At 60.2% G+C, this 17,501-nt stretch carries 15 protein-coding genes and 1 pseudogene; 11 read left to right on the top strand and 5 right to left on the bottom strand.

Annotated features, from left to right (window positions below):
* Nucleotides 1-91: 91 nt before the first annotated feature.
* Nucleotides 92-1,416, top strand: a pseudogene (locus ELX51_RS09130) (cytochrome P450); the annotation flags it as partial.
* Between the two features lie 405 nt (nucleotides 1,417-1,821).
* Here the strand turns inward: ELX51_RS09130 and ELX51_RS09125 are convergent.
* The gene (locus ELX51_RS09125) at nucleotides 1,822-2,724 is read right to left on the bottom strand and encodes a LysR family transcriptional regulator (RefSeq protein WP_127753227.1); all 903 of its coding nucleotides are present in this window, start codon (nucleotides 2,722-2,724) and stop codon (nucleotides 1,822-1,824) included.
* An 88-nt stretch (nucleotides 2,725-2,812) separates the two neighbouring features.
* Between ELX51_RS09125 and ELX51_RS09120 the strand changes: the two genes are divergently transcribed.
* From ELX51_RS09120 to ELX51_RS20475, 3 genes are all read left to right on the top strand, one after another.
* Complete coding sequence (locus ELX51_RS09120; RefSeq protein WP_127753226.1) at nucleotides 2,813-3,691, top strand: SDR family oxidoreductase; 879 nt, start codon at nucleotides 2,813-2,815, stop codon at nucleotides 3,689-3,691.
* Entirely contained in the window at nucleotides 3,688-4,194 is a 507-nt protein-coding gene (locus ELX51_RS09115; RefSeq protein WP_127753225.1) for an ester cyclase, read from the top strand. Before ELX51_RS09120 ends, ELX51_RS09115 begins: the two co-directional genes overlap by 4 nt.
* Before the next feature lie 145 nt (nucleotides 4,195-4,339).
* Nucleotides 4,340-4,417 carry a hypothetical protein gene (locus tag ELX51_RS20475; protein WP_127755228.1) on the top strand — a complete coding sequence of 26 codons (78 nt, stop codon included), beginning with the start codon at nucleotides 4,340-4,342 and terminating at the stop codon, nucleotides 4,415-4,417.
* Nucleotides 4,418-4,427: 10 nt separating this feature from the next.
* On the opposite strand, the gene ELX51_RS09105 is transcribed toward ELX51_RS20475, so the two are convergent.
* A complete protein-coding gene (locus tag ELX51_RS09105; RefSeq protein WP_127753224.1) occupies nucleotides 4,428-5,705 on the bottom strand; it encodes a hypothetical protein in 1,278 nt (425 codons plus the stop codon).
* Between the two features lie 262 nt (nucleotides 5,706-5,967).
* Here ELX51_RS09105 and ELX51_RS09100 point away from each other — a divergent pair, with 262 nt between their 5' ends.
* Nucleotides 5,968-6,369, top strand: a complete 402-nt coding sequence (locus ELX51_RS09100; protein WP_127753223.1) for a hypothetical protein — start codon at nucleotides 5,968-5,970, stop codon at nucleotides 6,367-6,369.
* 1,013 nt (nucleotides 6,370-7,382) lie between these two features.
* Nucleotides 7,383-7,913, top strand: coding sequence for a TIGR02444 family protein (locus ELX51_RS09090; RefSeq protein WP_127753222.1), 531 nt, complete (start codon nucleotides 7,383-7,385; stop codon nucleotides 7,911-7,913).
* Here ELX51_RS09090 and ELX51_RS09085 read toward each other — a convergent pair.
* Nucleotides 7,864-8,454: a UbiX family flavin prenyltransferase gene (locus ELX51_RS09085; RefSeq protein ID WP_127755227.1), complete on the bottom strand. Its 591-nt coding sequence runs from the start codon at nucleotides 8,452-8,454 to the stop codon at nucleotides 7,864-7,866. The two genes, ELX51_RS09090 and ELX51_RS09085, sit on opposite strands and share 50 nt — an antisense overlap.
* Nucleotides 8,455-8,667: 213 nt before the next feature.
* Between ELX51_RS09085 and ELX51_RS09080 the strand changes: the two genes are divergently transcribed.
* The 5 genes from ELX51_RS09080 to ELX51_RS09060 are packed head-to-tail and all read left to right on the top strand — an operon-like array spanning nucleotide 8,668 to nucleotide 14,024.
* Nucleotides 8,668-10,056 carry a UbiD family decarboxylase gene (locus ELX51_RS09080; RefSeq protein WP_127753221.1) on the top strand — a complete coding sequence of 463 codons (1,389 nt, stop codon included), beginning with the start codon at nucleotides 8,668-8,670 and terminating at the stop codon, nucleotides 10,054-10,056.
* Nucleotides 10,057-10,082: 26 nt separating this feature from the next.
* Nucleotides 10,083-11,060 (top strand): ABC transporter substrate-binding protein, encoded by a 978-nt coding sequence (locus ELX51_RS09075; protein WP_127753220.1) that lies wholly within the window; start codon nucleotides 10,083-10,085, stop codon nucleotides 11,058-11,060.
* A 17-nt stretch (nucleotides 11,061-11,077) separates the two neighbouring features.
* Nucleotides 11,078-11,935: an ABC transporter ATP-binding protein gene (locus ELX51_RS09070; RefSeq protein ID WP_127753219.1), complete on the top strand. Its 858-nt coding sequence runs from the start codon at nucleotides 11,078-11,080 to the stop codon at nucleotides 11,933-11,935.
* The gene (locus tag ELX51_RS09065) at nucleotides 11,932-12,717 is read left to right on the top strand and encodes an ABC transporter permease (RefSeq protein ID WP_127753218.1); all 786 of its coding nucleotides are present in this window, start codon (nucleotides 11,932-11,934) and stop codon (nucleotides 12,715-12,717) included. Before ELX51_RS09070 ends, ELX51_RS09065 begins: the two co-directional genes overlap by 4 nt.
* Entirely contained in the window at nucleotides 12,714-14,024 is a 1,311-nt protein-coding gene (locus ELX51_RS09060) for an amidohydrolase (RefSeq protein ID WP_127753217.1), read from the top strand. The genes ELX51_RS09065 and ELX51_RS09060 overlap by 4 nt, the downstream gene beginning before the upstream one ends.
* Here ELX51_RS09060 and ELX51_RS09055 read toward each other — a convergent pair.
* Nucleotides 14,021-14,902 carry a LysR family transcriptional regulator gene (locus ELX51_RS09055; RefSeq protein ID WP_282567583.1) on the bottom strand — a complete coding sequence of 294 codons (882 nt, stop codon included), beginning with the start codon at nucleotides 14,900-14,902 and terminating at the stop codon, nucleotides 14,021-14,023. The genes ELX51_RS09060 and ELX51_RS09055 overlap by 4 nt on opposite strands.
* A 796-nt stretch (nucleotides 14,903-15,698) precedes the next feature.
* On the bottom strand, nucleotides 15,699-17,498 hold the full coding sequence (locus tag ELX51_RS09050) for a TniQ family protein (protein WP_164854815.1): 1,800 nt from the start codon (nucleotides 17,496-17,498) through the stop codon (nucleotides 15,699-15,701).
* Between the last annotated feature and the right edge of the window lie 3 nt (nucleotides 17,499-17,501).

Raw genomic sequence — 17,501 nt, 5'->3', positions numbered from 1 at the left:
GACGAAAAGCGCACTTAGCCAAAACGCCTTATGCGGTAGCACTGGCCAAAGGATCGCTTCTATATGGGTGATCATACTGTATCTCGAGAACATGTCTTCCACTGCCCCCATCCGTCCCCAACGACGGGCGGTGTTGCCGACATTGACCGCCTTGGTTCGTAACCCCCTCAAGACGATACCACCTGAGGCCTTCTCAGAGCCGATTGCTTTCTCCCGTATCGCTGGCAAGCTTCGAACGCATTTGCTCGATCCCGTCCTGATCCATGAAGCCCTGGTGAAGAATGCGGGTGCATTGAGCAAAGGCGAAGAGATGCGGTGCGCCCTTGGCCCGGCCCTAGGCGAGGGGCTGCTGACCGCTGATGGCCCACATTGGAAGTGGCAAAGGCAATCGGTTGCTGGAGCTTTTCGGCATGAAAACTTGTCGATCTGCAACCAGCCATGATCGACGCCGCGACAAGAACGCGAGACCGACTTCTGAAGGCCGCTGCGCCCATCGATATCGGTCATGAGATGATGCGGACCACATTCGACATCATCGTGCAAACCATGATGTCGGCAGGTGAAGGCATCGATGTCGATCGCGTTGAACAAAGCATCACCGACTATCTGGAGCCAAGTGGATGGACCTTTGCCCTGGCGATGTCAGGCGCCCCAGCCTGGGTCCCATATCCTGGTCGCCGGCGAGCAAATGAGGCTGTCGCTTTCTTGCAGTCGAGCTTGGCGGCGATAGTTGCCCACCGTCGCTCGAGCAGTGCTGAGCATCACGATCTGATTTCGATGCTCATCCAGGCTTCCGATCCGGAGACAGGTCGAGCCATGACGGATCAAGAGGTCATCGATAACCTTATGACCTTCATCACCGCTGGTCATGAGACAACGGCGCTGGGATTGGCATGGACACTGCACCTGCTTGCAAAACATCCCGAGTACGAAGCCAAAGTGATCGAGGAGATTGAGACCGTCACCTGTGGGCAAGAGCTTCAGTCTGAGCACATCGATCGTCTTGCCTACACTCGCCAGGTGTTTTCCGAAGCGATGCGTCTGTATCCTGCGGCGCCTATTATTACCCGGACCGCAGAGCAGGGGTTCCGTTTGGGTCAGTATGACATTCCCACCGGCACCATCCTCTATGTGCCGATCTATGCCGTGCATCGCCACGCCAGCTTGTGGCTGGACGCAGAGTTCTTCGATCCTGATCGCTTTGCACCGGAAGCGACAAGATCTCGTCACCGATATGCTTATCTTCCGTTCGGCGCCGGGCCACGGGTCTGCATAGGGTCAATGTTTGCCATGATGGAGGCCGTTGCGGTCCTTGCCGTTTTGCTGCAGCGACTCAGTTTCAAAAACGTCACCCAGCACACCCCAGAGCCCACTATGAAGGTAACACTGAGACCAGGGTCTAGCATCGAGATGAGGGCGCATCGCAGTAGCCGCCAGATGCAACCTCCTATCATGACATATCGACCACGTGTCGGCGCCACGGTTGGCAGATGTCCATATGTTTTATTTCCGTCTCCTTCTTACATATCGCCCCTGAAAGCGGACGGGCAGGAAACCACCCCAGAGTTGAAGTGGGGCAAGGAACTGCTGCCGACCCCTTATCGGCCGTGAGCGTCAGCGCCTCCATTTCCCGGAAGCCGCCGTTCCTTCACGCCGCGGCAGCCGTCACAGTGGCAGGCAGGAAGCAGCTCATGATGCAAATGACCTTGATGACGCGATGCGGAAGGCGGTTTTCGCATGGCCAGCATTCGGTCGACGCATCGGGTCACCCGAACGGCTTGGCGCCTGCCGTGTACAATCAGCGAGCTGTCGCGAACCGGCTCACCGGGCGTAGGCTGTCAGGCCCTCGACCAGGGCGTCGAAGACGAGACGCACCCGCCGCACCTGCTGCAGGTCCTCATGCGTGACCACCCATGTCTCAAACTCCATCCTGAACGCGTCCGGCAACACCCGGACCAGCTCGGGGTCGCGTTCGCCCAGCCCGACGTGACAGACGCCGATCCCAACGCCCGCGCGGATCGCCGCTAGTTGGGCAAGGTCGCTGTCGGTGCGGAAGATGAAATCCTCGGGCCCGAATGAAAGGCCGCGCTGACGCAAGGTGCGGATGCCAGGCGTCTCGCTTTCAAAGCCGATCAGTCCGGCGGATCTGACCTCTTCAAACGAGGTGGGCGTGCCATGGGCGGCCAGATAGCTCCGGCAGGCGTAAAGACCGAGCCGTATAGCGCCGATGCGCTTGACCACCAGCGCTTCCTGCACCGGACGCACCATGCGAATGGCTATATCGGCCTCGCGATCGAGCAGATTCTCGGTGCGATTGTTGAGCCCCAGTTCGATCACCAGTCCCGGATGCCGCGCCCGCAGCGCCGCCAGCATTGGCGGCAGAACTTCGACCCCCACGACCTCGCTGGCGGTGATCCGCACCGCACCGGCGGGCGATCCAGCCTCGGCAGAGGCGGCACGCGCAAAGGACTGGGCGGCGCTCGACATGGCTTCGACATGCGCGGTCAGCTCATGGGCAATGGCGGTCGGCAGCAGTCCAGTGGGCGACCGGGTGAACAGCACGATGCCGTGCTCGCGCTCCAGATCCTCGATGCGACGCCGAACGGTGGGTTGGGCGACATTGAGGACCCGGGCCGCAGCCGACAGACTGCCCTCGCGCATCACGGCCATGAAGGCCCGCTGCCGCTCCCAGTCGATGCTCGCACTCGGGGCACTTATGCTCATACATTATATACTGACCGCCTGAATGCTCTTGTCAATTTGCTTGATGGCTGTCCGCATTCATATTGGTGGGACACAACAGGAGCTGACGATGATCCTTCTTACAGGTGCCACCGGGCAGGTCGGCCTTGAACTGGCGAAACAGCTTGCCGCCCAGGGTCTAGCGGCCAGGGCCATGACACGCTCCGCCGCCGCCGCCGACAAGCTCAAAGGCCTTGCGGGCATCACGCCGGTCACTGGTGACTTCGACGACCTGGCCTCGCTTGGGGCGGCTTTGCAGGGCGTTGAGCGGGCCTTCCTGCTCACCAATTCCACCGAGCGGGCCGAGCAGCAGCAACTAACCTTTGTCGCTGCGGCCCAGCGGGCGGGGGTCAGGCATATCACCAAGCTGTCGCAACTGCATGCCGCAGCCAGTTCCCCGGTGCGCTTCCTGCGCTATCACGCGGCGGTGGAGCAGGCGATCCGCGACAGCGGCATGACCTTTACCTTCTTGCGGCCCAATCTGTTCATGCAGGGATTTGTGGGTTTCGGCGGCGCCATCGCCGCCACGGGCAAGCTGTTTGCGCCCATCGGCAACGCCAGGGTCAGCCTGATCGATAGCCGTGACATTGCCGCCGTCGCCCTCACCGTGCTGACCACCTCCGGTCACGAGGGCCAAGTGTATGATCTCACCGGCCCGCAGGCGCTGACCCATGAGGATATAGCAAGGCAGATCGGCATGGCCATCGGCCAAGCCGTCACCTTTGTCGAGATCTCGCCCGGTGTCATGCGCGATGCCGCGCTCACGGCGGGATTTCCCCAATGGCAAGCCGATGGGCTGATCGAGGATTACGCCCACTACGCCCGCCACGAGGCCGACGGGGTTGGCCCGGCAGTGTCAGCGGTGACGGGGCGTGAGCCCCGCTCATTCGCGGCTTTCCTCGCCGACTACAAGACTGCTTTCACCATCAAGCCAGGAGCTGAACAATGAAACGACGTACGATGATGACTGCCAGCCTTGCCGCAGTGCCGCTGCTGGGAATGACATTAATGAGCCTGGCACAGTCCGGTGAAAGCGAACTAGTGGCGATCTGGGACAAGTGGATTGCCATGTGGAATGGCGATCTTGCAATGGCCGAGCAGATCATGGCCGAAGACTACAAGCTCAACATGTACCCCATCGGTGGCGGCGACCTATCCGTTTATGCCGGCGCGGCCGGGATGGCGGGCTGGATCGGCCAGCTTCATGCCGCGATCAAACCTTTGGTCTTCGATGTCCAGGTTCCGCCACTCTTCGGCGATGGCATGATTGCCGGGCGGTGGTTGGCGAGCGGTGTCTACCAAGGCGGTTTTCCCGGTGCCCAGGCCGAGCCCGGCACAGCGGTGCGATTTGCCGGCGCCGACTTCCTGCGCATCGAAAACGGCAAGGTGGCGGAGTACTGGCTCAGTTCGGATCAGCTGGAGCTGATGACCCAACTCAAGATGTTGGGTTGACCTTGGACAGGCGCGGCCTCTTCGAAGCGCGCCCGTTGCCGAAAAGCTGCCGCTGTGCCGCCCTGCCATTCGCATCGGTCAAGGGTGAAACGACCGACGCGTCCGACCTGCCGTTCGCCGCCCATACTTCGACGTCGTCATTGCCATGCATATGCTGTACCATGTGCCCGACCATGGCCGGGCCATCGCGGAGATGCACCGGGTGGCTTTATCTCGTCGCTAACCGGGTTGCTTTACCGGGTGGACTTCGGGCGGAGGCCCGAATGGGGCAAGTATTGCATGAGCTCCCGGCGAGATCCCGCTTCCGTTCGGCAAGCGTAGTCGCCAAGCAACCCTGTACTGAACAGGATGCCCCGATATGCACGCAGTCCCTGGTCCTCCGTGTACCCCGTCATCACCCTGGCCTTCTCGGCCAACGCACGGACTTCCTCCAATGCCTCTCGCGTCACCTCGATCTCGCAGGCCTCGAGCAGGGCCTCCAGGCTGAGGTAGCGAACCATGATGCCGTGCCAGAATTCCTTGCCGGCGGGAACCGGAGGCAGGAAGGGCTCGCCCTCCGGCAGGGGCGGCAGTACCCGATGCGGCCTCGCGGGAAAGTTCAGCGGGGGGAAGTAATCGAGTGGCGGGGAGGCCGGGACATGGCTCCCCAGCTTGCCAAGATAGTCGTGCACGGGCGTACACGCTATCGTGACGCGGGAAGGCCCTAACGTGCGTCCCAGTGAGGGACCGATGGGTAACGAGAGGAAATCCTGGGCGCGGTACGACCAATTGTAGGCCTTGTTCCCCTCCGCGGTCCTGACCACGAGAACGGCGTGAAAGACCGCCCGTATATAGTCGTCGCTGGTGACGCCGCCCCTGACCGTCTCCGGGGTGGTCATGCGCAACCCGGACAAGTCGGCCCAAGCGTTCACCACCTTGTAGGGGTCACCATGGACCTGAAGGCAGTAGGGGTCCGTACCCGCGGTGGACTTGGCCTTCCAGGCAACCAGGCCGATGTTCGCCGCCGACCACACGAACAGCAAGGCGACGATACCCGGAACGGCCACCGCCAGACACGTCAGCCGGACCCATCCCGGGCCATGCCTCCCGGCACGCCGTTCAATCCACAGCAGGAGGAGTATCGGCAGGTCCAACAGGGTGTAGAACGCGAGAAGGAAGCCGTAGGACCTGATGTCCTCCAAGCTCCCCGGTTTTGGGTTACCGCCGAACGTGAACAGCAAGACACTGCCCACTATCATCACCGCGCAATGGAGATGCATTGCCTTTCGGGTGGAATGACGCGATTCCAGCCGCCGCCACCACTCGTATGCGGTTGCAATGAACAACACGGCGAACGGCGAAACGACGAACCCTGCCGTGAACAAGACGAGGCCGTGGGGAGCGGGGATGGTCCACCAGACGAGATGCCAAGTCCAATACGCGCACCAGGCACAGGCAAGCAGCCAGAGTAAGGAAGGGATGCCTCGGAAGGCGGAGACGGGGCGGAAGTCGCGGCTCACGTGGTTGGACATCGCTCGACCCACTTCGGGGACCGATACACTAAACTAACCATTCGGACCGCGTATCCTCCGAGCCCGAGTGGCCGGGCAACTACGCGGGGAATCGGATTTGGTGTTCTCAGGTTGTCACCTTTTATATACGACGGAGCAGTATTGTCTGGTGGTATATAGGCAGGTAACCTTTTGATATTTTAAGTTGTGACGACAATCACGCCGCCTAAGAACAGCCCACCGGGAACATACGATGCCGAAATTGCGCCTGTAGTTGCTCGGCATGTCGGTCCTCGTGGGCATGGGCAGTACGGTCGCCCGAGCCTCCATGGACCTGCAGTGCCCGGCGGCTACCAGGCAGGAGTTCGAACGCGTTCTGGTGGATGATGCAGAGATGGTCCCGCAATCCGGAGGCGCTTACCGCGGGCCGGACGGGACGGTCTTGACCACGCAAGATTACGAGCGGTTCTGCCTGAACGAGAGTGATGCCGGGGTGACCCTCCTCATGGTCGAGACCGACGGCGACTTCGTGGTCATCGGCGTGCGGTTCGGTGCCGATCGCGCGGACGCCGAGCGGCTGCTCGAGGAAGAGGTGCAGTCCAATGCCAGGTTACGGGGCGTCAAGACTCTTGCCTATCTCACTTCCACCTACAAGGTCGTCAACCTCACGTCTGTGGGCGAATAGTGCCGGAAACCAACCCTGGGGCCACTGTCGCTCGCCCGGGCCTCTGATGAGTGCCTGGCTGCTAGCGCAACAAGACGAGGAAAGCTCCGCGCATAGTTACCTCAAAGTTTGGCATCGCTTCAGCACTTTGACCATCTTAAAGGAGGCATAAGACTGGCTTCGCAACGGTCACCTATAGCATAACTCCCCCGAAAGCCGACTGTCCGCAACCCACCCCATTTCTGACAATCGGCCAAGAAAGTTGAAGGGCAGGGTAGGGGTTGTGAGAGGGCAGGCAGCTTTTGGTGTGGAATCGGGGGATGGCAAACCCACCCGCGGCGAGTGTTGCTGATGATGATCTCGAGCTTGAGCGCCATGATTCAGATAGCCAGATCGGCTTGTCGGAGCGAGCCTTGCTCAAGCTGAGTGCTCGATATGGCGTGAAAACCGAGGTGCTGGGCGAGGGTAGGCCCCGGGCGTTGGAGCGAAATCACACGGATCCTTCTGCCCTATTCCATGCCCTATGTATTTTCGGGCGCTCAAAGTTTCGATCACTCTCGCGGTGATCGGGGCGGTCGTTGCTCAACTGGTGGCCGCCGACTGCGGACTGGGCTATTTCATCGCCTAGTCCACCTCGATGTTCCGAATTCCATTGGCGTTTGCCGGCCGGATCATCCTGTTCACGCTCGGCCTCCTGCTCTTTCGCGCCCTTACTTTGCTCCAACGTCTGATCGCGCCCTGGTCTGTGTTAGGCATGCGTTAGGAGCACGGGGGCAGCGCAAGCATGAAGCAGAAGCCTGCCCAGATTTTGATCATCCGGCGGGATCCACAGTAATTTCTGCAGGGTTTCGCCACCATCTGAATGGCATAGCACTTGCAGTGCTTGGTCGTAGGGGCCTCGCAGTCGTTGACGCTGCTTCTGCGGAGCAAGCGGCGGCGATAGCCAGAATTGCCAGCCAGCGTGCCGAGAAACTCATGTCCTGGATATCGCTCCCGCGTCTGGCAGATCGGCATGAACACGACGGAAGCGAGCCATGAGCACCACCTTCAAATCCCTGCGCCAGTTCGCGGTTCATATCTACGCTCAGGATGGCGTTTCCACCATGTGCCTAGAGCTGCAGGACACTTATGCGGTCGACGTCAATATGCTCCTCTTTACTGCCTGGGTGGCGCATGAAGGTGGGAAAGCGCTAGAGCTGCGCGATATCGCGGCGGCGGACGAGCGGGTCAAGGCTTGGCGCTCCGAAGTAGTGCAGCCGCTTCGGGCAATTCGCCGCCGGCTTAAAAGCGGGCCCGCTCCAGCGCCGGATTCTGCATCTGATAGTATTCGCAACAGGATCAAGGCTGCGGAGTTGGAGGCAGAACTCTATCAGCTTGACGTATTGCAGCAGTTTGCCGAGCGCTGGCAAGGCGGCAAACACGATACCGGCGATCCGCACAGAGTTGAGCGCGGCTTGGCTGCGTGCCTCGAATATTTCGGTGGACCCCAGGCTCGTGCAGAGAGCAGCGAAAGTCTCAAGGCTGTTCTGCGTGCGCTCCGGGCTGCGTCTGCCTCCAACGTTTGACGGTAGGCAGGTCGATATCGAACAGGTCCAGTGCGCGCCCGACAGATTGATCCACCATCTCGATCAGCGTTTTGGGTTGGGCGTAAAAGGCCGGAACCGGCGGCATGATGATAGCGCCATTGCTCGTGGCCTGCGCCATCAATGCAATGTGCCCGGCATGCAGAGGCGTTTCGCGCAGCATCAGCACCACGCGGCGACGCTCCTTCAGGCAGACGTCGGCGGCGCGCACGATCAGTTCTTCGGCATAGCAATTGGCGATGCCGCTCAGCGTCTTGATCGAGCAGGGAGCCACCAGCATGCCCTGCGTCAGGAATGAACCCGAAGCGATAGAGGCGCCGATATCCTTAAAAGCATGAACAGCATCAGCCAGCGCCTTGACCTCATCGACCGAATAATCGGTCTCCTCGACGATTGTACGCGCCGCCGAGGGCGACAGGATAAGATGCGTTTCGACATCATCCTGGCTTCGCAGCATGTGCAGGGCGCGTATCCCGAAAATGGTCCCGGATGCCCCGGTAATGGCCACGATCAGCCTCTTCATGTCGCCTTTTCCTTGGCTGTTATCTCGGCTGTCATCCTCCGCCGCTCGCCCAGAGATAATCCCAATCTCCTGGGGTGCGTCAAGTTGGTCAAGCGTTGCTTTTTCAACAACACGCGGGTGACAAATCGGTAATTTACCGCTGCTTTTGAGCGTGGAAGATTGCACTCATCGCACTAGAAAATGTGTCGCCTCGAGTGACGGGAGTTTGCTGACGTGTCTCTGTTCGACCGAATTTCCAGCATGAAACGCAATGAAGCGCCTTCGTTGCGAAGCTGGCTAGCAGACCTTCAGGACCACGAAATCCTGACACTCGATCAGCCCACCGATATCGACTATCTGCCCACCGCACTGGTGCTCGAACTGGAGCGGCAGGGTCGCGATCCCGTGGTGGTGATTGACAACCCTGACGGCTTCACCATGCCGGTAGTGAGCAATCTGTTTGCAAGCCGCGAGCGCATCGCCCGCTTCTGCGGTGTCGAGCCGGGCAAGTTCCATGAGCGTTGGGCGCAGGCCGCCGAAAAGACCATTGCACCCCGTCTGGTGGAGAGCGGTCCGGTGCATGACCATGTCATTCAAGGCGACGAACTTGACATCGGTGCGCTGCCGATCAGCCGGCATTTCGAGAAGGATGCGGGCCGCTACATCGGCTCGGGCATTCTCATATGCAAGGATCCCGATACCGGGGTGCGCAACCTGTCCTACCAGCGGCTGCAGCTCAAGGGACCAAATCGGCTGGGTGCCAGCCTGCATTCCCGCGGCCATATCTGGGAGCACCTGTCGCGCTGCGCTGCCCGGGGCAAGAACCTGGAAGTTGCCATAGTCATCGGGGTGCACCCGGCAATCAATCTCGCTGCAGCCGCCAAAGTTGCCATGGAGGTCGATGAGCTGGACATCGCCGGCGGCTTGCTCGGACAGCCGGTCGATCTGGTCAAGTGCAAGACCATCGAAGTCGAGGTTCCCGCCTGGGCCGAGATGGTCATCGAAGGCGAGATCCTGGCCGGCGTCGAGGAGGAGGAGGGGCCGTTCGGCGAATATACCGGCTATTCCACCTATCGTTCCACCAAGAATGTCTTTGTCGCCAAGGCCATCACCCACCGCGAGCGGCCGATCTTCCACGACATCATTCCCGGCTTTTCCGCAGAGCACCTGCTGCTGGGCCGCTCGAGCAAGGAAGCCCATGTTGTCATGCGGCTGCGGGAAATGGTTCCCAACCTCAAGGCGGTGAACTGGCCCAAATCCGGCACGCATTTTCACGCCTATATGTCTCTCAAGAAATCGGCCGAGGGACAACCCAACCACGCCATGATGCTGCTGATGGGGCTCGACCCCTATATCAAGCTCGTGGTTGCCGTCGATGAGGACGTAGACGTCTTTAATCAGGACGAGGTGATGTGGGCGCTGGCGACCCGCTTTCAGGCCGACACGGACATGTTCTGCGTGCCCAATGCCTTGTGCAACCAACTCGATCCCTCGTCTCGCAACGGTACTTCGGCAAAACTGGCCCTGGATGCCACGGCCCCGATGAATTGGGACGTCGAGCGGGCAGTGTTGCCCGAAAGCGCCCAGAAATGGGCGCGAGAAACCCTTACATCAATTCGCTAAATCCCCCCGCGCTGGAGTAAACCGCAATGAACAGACGCTCCCTTCTTGCTGCTCTCATTCTTTCCACGACTGCGCTCTCGGCTATGCCGAGCTTTGCCCAGGACGACCTGACCTCGGTACAAATCAGACTCGACTGGCGTCCGGGCGCACAACACGCACCGTTCTACTACGGTCAGGCTTCGGGGCTTTATGCGCAGGAGGGGATTGATCTGGAGATCATTTCCGGTTCCGGCTCGTCCGATACCGTCAAGCAGGTTGGCGCCAACGCCGTCGAGTTCGGCTTGGTGGATGGTCTCGTGCTGGTGCAGGCCAAGGCTCAGGATGTGCCGGTGGTGGCCATTGCCGGCTTCTATCAGGACAATCCGACCGTGGTCATCAGTCCCCAGGATAGCCCGATCACCTCTCCCGACCAGCTGACCGACGGCGTGCTGCTGGGCAACAAGAAGGGCAGCGCCACCAGCCAGGGCCTGAGTGCCATGCTCAGCGCGAACGGCATATCGGAAGACGATGTGGAAATGGCCGACGTTGGCTTCGGCGTGCAGCCGCTTCTGGTCGGCCAGGTCGGGGCGATGATGGGCTTCGAGATGAATGAGCCAATCGAGGCGGCCACCTTGGACATGGCTGTCCATGTCATGCCGGTGTCGGAATTCGGCGTTGACGCCTATGGACTGACGCTGGTTGCCGGCCAGAATGTGATCGCGGACAATCCCGACCTGGTGGCCGGCTTCGTACGGGCGACCCTTGCGGCCATGCAGGCGAGCATGGACAATCCCCACGAAGCGATCGCCGCTGTTGCAGGGGCAGTTGACGAAGTCGACACCGATCGTGAAGCCAAGGTTTTGGAGCTGACCACGCCTTACTGGACTGGCAGTGCGGACCGCGAAATCGGCGCAATGAGCGAAGCGCGCTGGCAGAGCACTTCCGAGCTGGCCGCCAAACTGGGCCTGGTGGATGCGGCGCCCGAGGCATCAAGCCTGTTCACCACCGATTTCATTGCGCAGTGACCCACGACAGGCAGGCGATGTCGCTAACCACTAGACCAGATCCCAGTCACGGCCAGCTTGCTGGCCGTGACGAAGCCATTCTCAAGCAGGGCTCTACCGTACAAAGCCTGGCGGCGCCGGCCTGCATTTCGGTGCGTTCGGTCTCATTAAGCTTCGAAACGCCGCGTCGACGCGTCAATGCACTCTCGGACGTCAATCTGAGCGTGGGAGAGGGAGAGTTCATTGCCTTGCTCGGCCCGACCGGCTGCGGCAAGAGCTCGCTACTGCGTCTGGTGAGTGATCTGGTTGCGCCCACTGCAGGGCAAATCCTCATTCGCGGGGCGCCCCCCGAGGCAGCCAGGCGGGAAAACGACTTCGGCTTCGTGTTCCAGGAGCCCGCCCTTCTGCCCTGGCGCACGGCGATCGAGAATTTGCTGCTGCCGCTTGAAGTCCTGAATGTGCCGGCCGAGGGGCGGGAGGCCCGCTGCATGGACTTGCTCAAGTCCGTCGGTCTCGGGGATTTTCGCAATGCCTACCCGCATGAACTGTCGGGCGGAATGCGCCAACGCGTGGCCATCGTGCGCGCACTCGCCTGGGACCCCTCCATTCTGCTGATGGACGAGCCGTTCAGCGCGCTGGATGAACTGACCAAGATGCAGTTGCAGGACGATCTGCTCAAACTGTGGTCGGTGGGAAAGAAAACCATCCTGTTCGTCACTCACAATATTTCCGAGGCCATTTATCTGGCCGACAGGGTCGTCGTTATGTCGCCCCATCCGGGGCGGATCAAGACAATATTGCCTGTCGATCTTGAGCGACCCAGGCACGAGGACATGCGCGAGACACCCGAGTTCATGCGTCTGGTGCGCGAAGCAAGGGATGCGTTGCGGTCATGAAAACCTCCACGAAGATGACACTGCACAAGCTATCCTGGGCGGTGCTTCCTCCGCTGATTATCCTCGTCGTCATCATCTCGGCCTGGGAGGGGAGCGTTCAACTGCTCAATGTGCCCGCATGGCTGCTTCCGGCGCCCAGCGATATCGCGGTGCGGTTCCAGAGCACGCAGAACCTTTGGTATCACACCGGCCTTACCCTGCTCGAAGCCGTTCTCGGTTTTACGATTTCGGCCGTGCTTGGGGTCAGCATCGCTGCCGGCATCGTGCATTCGCGGTTCCTTGAAAAGGGCCTCTTGCCCTTCATCATCGTATCCAACGCAATACCGGTCATCGCACTCGTGCCGCTTCTGACCATCTGGTTCGGATTTGGCCTTCTGCCCAAGGTCCTGATCTGCGCGATTATTTCCTTCTTCCCTGTCGTCACCAACACTACGCGTGGCTTGAAGTCGGCAGACAGGCGGGTGGTTGAATTCATGCGCTCGATCAATGCCAGCCGGCTGCAATTGCTGCTGAAGGTTCAGCTGCCCACCGCGCTGCCCTTCATCTTCGCCGGCTTCAAGATTGCTGCATCTCTCTCGCTGGTCGGGGCCGTGGTGGCTGAGTTCTACAGCTCCGGGGTGGGACTGGGTTATCTCATCATCACCTCGGCCACCGAGTTGCGTACCGATCTGCTCTTTGTCTGTGTGGCGGTGCTCGCAGCTCTGGGCGTGACCTCCTTCGTCCTCTTCGGACGGCTTGAGAGGCTGGCAACGCGCGGAGAAGGCGCGGAGGCTGCCGGATGACATCGAGCACTCTTTTCCAAAATGTCCTCGTGGTAGGAGCCGCGGGCACCACCCGACCGTTCGCGGGCTGGGTTGCCGTCAGGGATGGCCGTATATCGGGCCTCGGCCAAGACGATCCTGCCGAACTTAATGGCTTTGGCGAAACCATAGATGGCAATGGCAATGTCCTCATGCCGGGTCTGGTCAATGCCCATTGCCATTCCCACTCCAGTCTCACGCGCGGCAGTGCCGAAGGGGTGGTGCTAGAAGACTGGCTGGGCGTCATCGAGCGCGAGCAAGCCAATTTGACCGATGCCGAAGCCAGGGTGGCCGCCCTTGCCACTTATGGCGAGGCGCTTATGTCGGGCACGACCAGCATGTTGGACATGTGCATCCGCCCGCGTCCGGCAGTGGACGCTGCGCTTGAATGCGGCATTCGCCTTGTGGTCGCCCCCTATGTTGCCGATACCAAGCCTTTTGCGCCTCATCTGGATGACACAGTCAGTTTGCTTGAGGCGTTCAGGGACACTGATCCGCGCGTGCGGGTCTGGGTGGGCCTGCACGATTTGGAAAGCTGCAGCGATGCTCAGATTCGTCAGGGCATCGAAATTGCGGCGCAATACGAGGTCGGACTGCATCTGCACTGCAGCGAAACGCGCTTTTCGGTGGACAGAACTCGGGCACGAACCGGGCGAAGCCCGGTTGCGCATCTGCATGATCTGGGCGGATTGGGAGCGACCACCTTGCTCGCCCACGGCGTGTGGCTCAACGATGATGACAGGCGCATCATCGCGGGAGCGGGCGCCCATGTCGCCCATTGCCCCCACGCCAATCTCAAACTTGGCTCCGGTATTGCCGAGGTGCCGCTCATGTGCAGTTGCGGCATCAATGTCGCGCTCGCCACGGACGGGGCCAAGGCCAATAACCGGCTCGATATGTTCGACGTGATGAAGTTTGCGTCCCTTCTGCACAAGGGGCTTGCTCGGGACCCCACGCTTCTCGGGGCGCGGCAGGTTCTCGACATGGCCACGCGCGGCGGTGCGGCTGCCATAGGGGCAGTGGGCGTCGGAGCCATTGCGCCGGGCATGGCTGCCGATCTGGTCATGATCAACACGCACGCTTTTCACCTGCAGCCCTGCCTGCCCGACACGGCGGAAACCAATCTGGTCCACGCGGCGCGCGGAAGCGATGTGAGCCTAACCATGGTGGACGGGCAGGTTCTGGTGCGCGATGGCGTTCTGGTTCGGGCGGCGCACAGGGCAGCGCTGGCGGAACACCGTCTCGTGGCGGAAGAGCTGGCACAAAGGGCCCGGGCCACCGCCTTTTAATCTTCGCGGATACGCGATAGGGCGGTGGTGCATTCCTTGGCAATGGTGTTGACCAAGGCGGGAAAGGCCAGGTTGCGCCGCACCACGACGGCCAGGTGCTGAACCGGCAATCGCCTGTCATCCACCGGAACGAAGTTGAGCTCGCCCCTCTCAATTTCCTCACTCACTCCCACTTTCGTCTTGAGGGCGATGCCGTTCGTGGTCGCGGCCAAAGCGCTCATCAGCGTGATCGAGTTGGTGACGAGCCGCACATCGAGCGCCCAGCTGCGCTCCGCATCGGCCAGGGCGTCGCGCAGCATCAGCGACGAGTCGGCCAGAAAGACCGGCCGTCCGACCAGATCCTGAACCTTGAGCGATTTGCGTCCGGCAAGTTCGTGGTTCCTCGACATGATAGCCCCGATACGCAGCCGCGCTACATCGACAACCATCAGGTCGGTTTCGCGCAAGACATTAAAAGCGATGCCGATATCAGCCTCGCCCCGCTCCACGCGCCGCAGCACTTCATATGTGCCGGCCACCTGCACGGAAACTTTCACGTCGGCATGGCGGGCCCACAACGCCGCCAGGACCGGCGGCAACAGCCCGCGTGCGGCAGACTCAACGATGGCGATATTGATCTGGCCACGCCGCAGCCCCTTCAGCTCGGCGATAGCCTTCTGCGCCCGGTCCAGCTCCTTAAAGCTCTGTTCAGCATGAAACAGCAGAATTTCACCAGCGCTGGTCAGCTTCACCCCGCGCGGCATGCGCTCGAACAAAGGGGCCCCAAGCTTTTCCTCAAGCGCCGAGATTTGCCGCGACAGCGCCGAAGGCGAAACGTTGAGCTGATCGGCGGCCCTTCGCATCGAGCAGGCAGTGGCCGCAGCCTGAAAATAGCGCAATGCCGTGGAGTCGATTGATTGGGGCAGTTTCAAGACGCGCTCACTCGAATGTTGATCTGTGTTTGCCTTGGAAAGCTACCATAAGCGTCAGATAACAAGCCATTGCGCCAGCCCATGCACTTTGAACAGCCACTGAAGTAATGCTCAGAAGCGGGTAACGGCCGGAGGCGGCAGAGGTCGGCCCGTAACCGCTATTCCGGCTGCTTTCTCACCATCCCGAAGCAGACGTTCACATGAAAACTTTTCATGTGTTCGGCCAAGGCCCTTCTTGCGCCTCGCATGTGACCAGTCAGATGACCGGCGCAATGCACAAACTCTAGGCAACTCTCAAGTCTTTGCACAAAGCCAGAACTCCAGAGATGCAAGCTTCGTCAGCTACACGGCGAACGTCATCACGGCGTTTGGCTCGGTCGGGACGACGATCCGCGGGTGGTGGAACCTTGCCTGTCGCGATCTGGACCGAATTCATGGAGCTCGCTCATGCCGGAATGCATCCTGTCGAGTTGCCCGAATTTCGCGGACTCCACCAGAACTACATCGTCCAATATGCAATCTACCCGGCATCCGGCCGCCCGCGTGGACCCGGATCCAGAGCGGCCGGTGATCGAGGTATTCGAACGCAGTGCTGCAATATCGGAATCATGATGGGTGCTGGGGACTGCGACGCTGTCGAACTGATATACTGCTACGAATCTCTTAGAAAAATGCATCGCCGCACCGGTGCTTGATCCTTGACCAGGGATAGGCTGGGCAATGCCTCGGAAGCGCTATGCTCAAGCGCAATTGCGAAATCACATCAGATCGGCGCCTCATCCTGCTCGTTTGCCCAGACGTTCGGTTCGGACTCGACCAGAGGCCGCAGCTTCTGACGATTGTATAACCAAACCTTCATCTCATCCGGCTCGAAAGCTGGGGTAATTCGATGGCGTGAGAGTACCGATTGGACCTGCTTGAAATGCAGGCCGGTGGATTTGACCAAGCCGCCAAGGCAGACATACCGTCGGTTGAAATCGTCGACGCTCGTTCGGAGAACCACTGGAACCTTTCGACGCGCGTTCCGACTAAATTCCGTTGCCGTAATGAGGATGCCAGCAGCAACAAGCGGTTCGATCGCGAGGGGACTGAGACCGGGAATCAGGGAAGGGAGATCCGACTTAAGGCAATTTACAAGGACGGGTTCTGTTCTCACCCGTTCAATCAATTCATCTGCGTCAAGCAGCAAAGCGGAGTAGCCCGAGCGCCCGGCAAGTCGACCTTTCCAAGTCAGGGTGCCATCGAAAACCGAAGTCAACACAGTCTCAAGGCTGGCGCCGGCTACATGTCTGCAATCCATTACCGGCAACTGACGATCCGTTGGAGCGGCAACGTCCTCCGCACCGGCGAACATTCTTTCCAACATGCTGTCGACGTCATTAAGGGAAAACCGGTGTTTGGCGTGCGGCGTATTTTCGGACTGGGTAGCGGTGGGCAACGCACCAACTTTGCGCAAGGCATTAAGGTGAAGCCGCGGAATGGCGAAGCGTCTCGACACCTCCGGACCGCTGATGGCCCCCTTCAACTTATCAAGCATCGCTTTGACGTCGCCAGAGGATACCGTCACTCGATGATTACGCAAATTATCGTCAAAGGCGGCTGGCGCGAGCCCCTTGCGGTCGAAAATGCGCCTGATGGTCCGATCGTGAACACCGGATTGTTTGGCAGCGGACCGGACAGTGACAACGCCGGGGTCAGCAATGGCTACACCCAGCACATCGGATCCAGGTTCGAGAGGCATGGTCCTGTTAGCAAAATTGCGAACAAGATCGCGGATCCGGCTAAAATCCTCGTCTTCGAGCGTGCGCATCAAAAACTTGTAGGCGTAGCCATATGTGTCGTGGACGCCCCAAAACCCCCGAGTCTCACGTTGCCCTTCGTTCAGGCGCGCGAGCAGTTCTTCAATTGCCGGCGCTCCCTGAAATGCAATGTTGAAGCCAGCGTTGCCGGCTTCTGCCCAATCGCGTTCGGTAAGTTGCGAGGTTCGCACCTTTGGCGAATGAAGCGCGGAGATACCAAGCGCCTCACACCATTCGGCGGCAACATAAAACGGAAACTGATCCAACCAGTTCGCGGGATCTTTCTGACCACCCCACCTGGCAGCCATCCAGGTCTGGAAAGGTGAAGGGGCCGCTCGTTCAGCGACAGATCGATAGTGCTCGATATCGCTGATAAAGGTCGCGATGGTTTCGCTGAAATCGAACGGTTCGAAGCGTCGCCGAACCGGCGTCGTGTTGGCGAGATACACTTCGTGGGTATCGCACGACCTGAAATGGCCGACAGTCCATTCCAGCCGCAACCATGGACGAGCTCCGACAGGGCCCGGGAAGGTCTTAATGTCCTCGGCAACACAATGAGGGCAGAAGCGGAAGAACGTACGGTTGACCCCGCGATAGCCCACAATCTCATCGCCGAGAGTGTGAAACCCTTTACGCTCCAGCGCTACGGGCGTGAAGCGAAGGAGTTCTGAAGGTTCTGCTCCTCCAAGCTGAGCAAGTTCGACGACTTGCTGACGTTCACCTCGATCAACAGATCTCTGAATAGCCCCACGTTCTGTAGACACCTT

It is taken from the genome of Devosia sp. 1566, from assembly GCF_004005995.1.
Taxonomy (GTDB): Bacteria; Pseudomonadota; Alphaproteobacteria; order Rhizobiales; family Devosiaceae; genus Devosia.
The sequence above is the reverse complement of the archived record's forward strand: the minus strand, read 5'-3'. Positions and strand labels throughout refer to the sequence as shown.

Coding starts and splice junctions, on each gene's coding strand:
- ELX51_RS09090 (WP_127753222.1), top strand. CDS start 7,383: ATGAGCACCACCTTCAAATCCCTGCGCCAGTTCGCGGTTCATATCTAC.
- ELX51_RS09065 (WP_127753218.1), top strand. CDS start 11,932: ATGAAAACCTCCACGAAGATGACACTGCACAAGCTATCCTGGGCGGTG.
- ELX51_RS09125 (WP_127753227.1), bottom strand. CDS start 2,724: ATGAGCATAAGTGCCCCGAGTGCGAGCATCGACTGGGAGCGGCAGCGG.
- ELX51_RS09100 (WP_127753223.1), top strand. CDS start 5,968: ATGTCGGTCCTCGTGGGCATGGGCAGTACGGTCGCCCGAGCCTCCATG.
- ELX51_RS09085 (WP_127755227.1), bottom strand. CDS start 8,454: ATGAAGAGGCTGATCGTGGCCATTACCGGGGCATCCGGGACCATTTTC.
- ELX51_RS09075 (WP_127753220.1), top strand. CDS start 10,083: ATGAACAGACGCTCCCTTCTTGCTGCTCTCATTCTTTCCACGACTGCG.
- ELX51_RS09070 (WP_127753219.1), top strand. CDS start 11,078: ATGTCGCTAACCACTAGACCAGATCCCAGTCACGGCCAGCTTGCTGGC.
- ELX51_RS09115 (WP_127753225.1), top strand. CDS start 3,688: ATGAAACGACGTACGATGATGACTGCCAGCCTTGCCGCAGTGCCGCTG.
- ELX51_RS09120 (WP_127753226.1), top strand. CDS start 2,813: ATGATCCTTCTTACAGGTGCCACCGGGCAGGTCGGCCTTGAACTGGCG.
- ELX51_RS20475 (WP_127755228.1), top strand. CDS start 4,340: ATGCATATGCTGTACCATGTGCCCGACCATGGCCGGGCCATCGCGGAG.
- ELX51_RS09105 (WP_127753224.1), bottom strand. CDS start 5,705: ATGTCCAACCACGTGAGCCGCGACTTCCGCCCCGTCTCCGCCTTCCGA.
- ELX51_RS09060 (WP_127753217.1), top strand. CDS start 12,714: ATGACATCGAGCACTCTTTTCCAAAATGTCCTCGTGGTAGGAGCCGCG.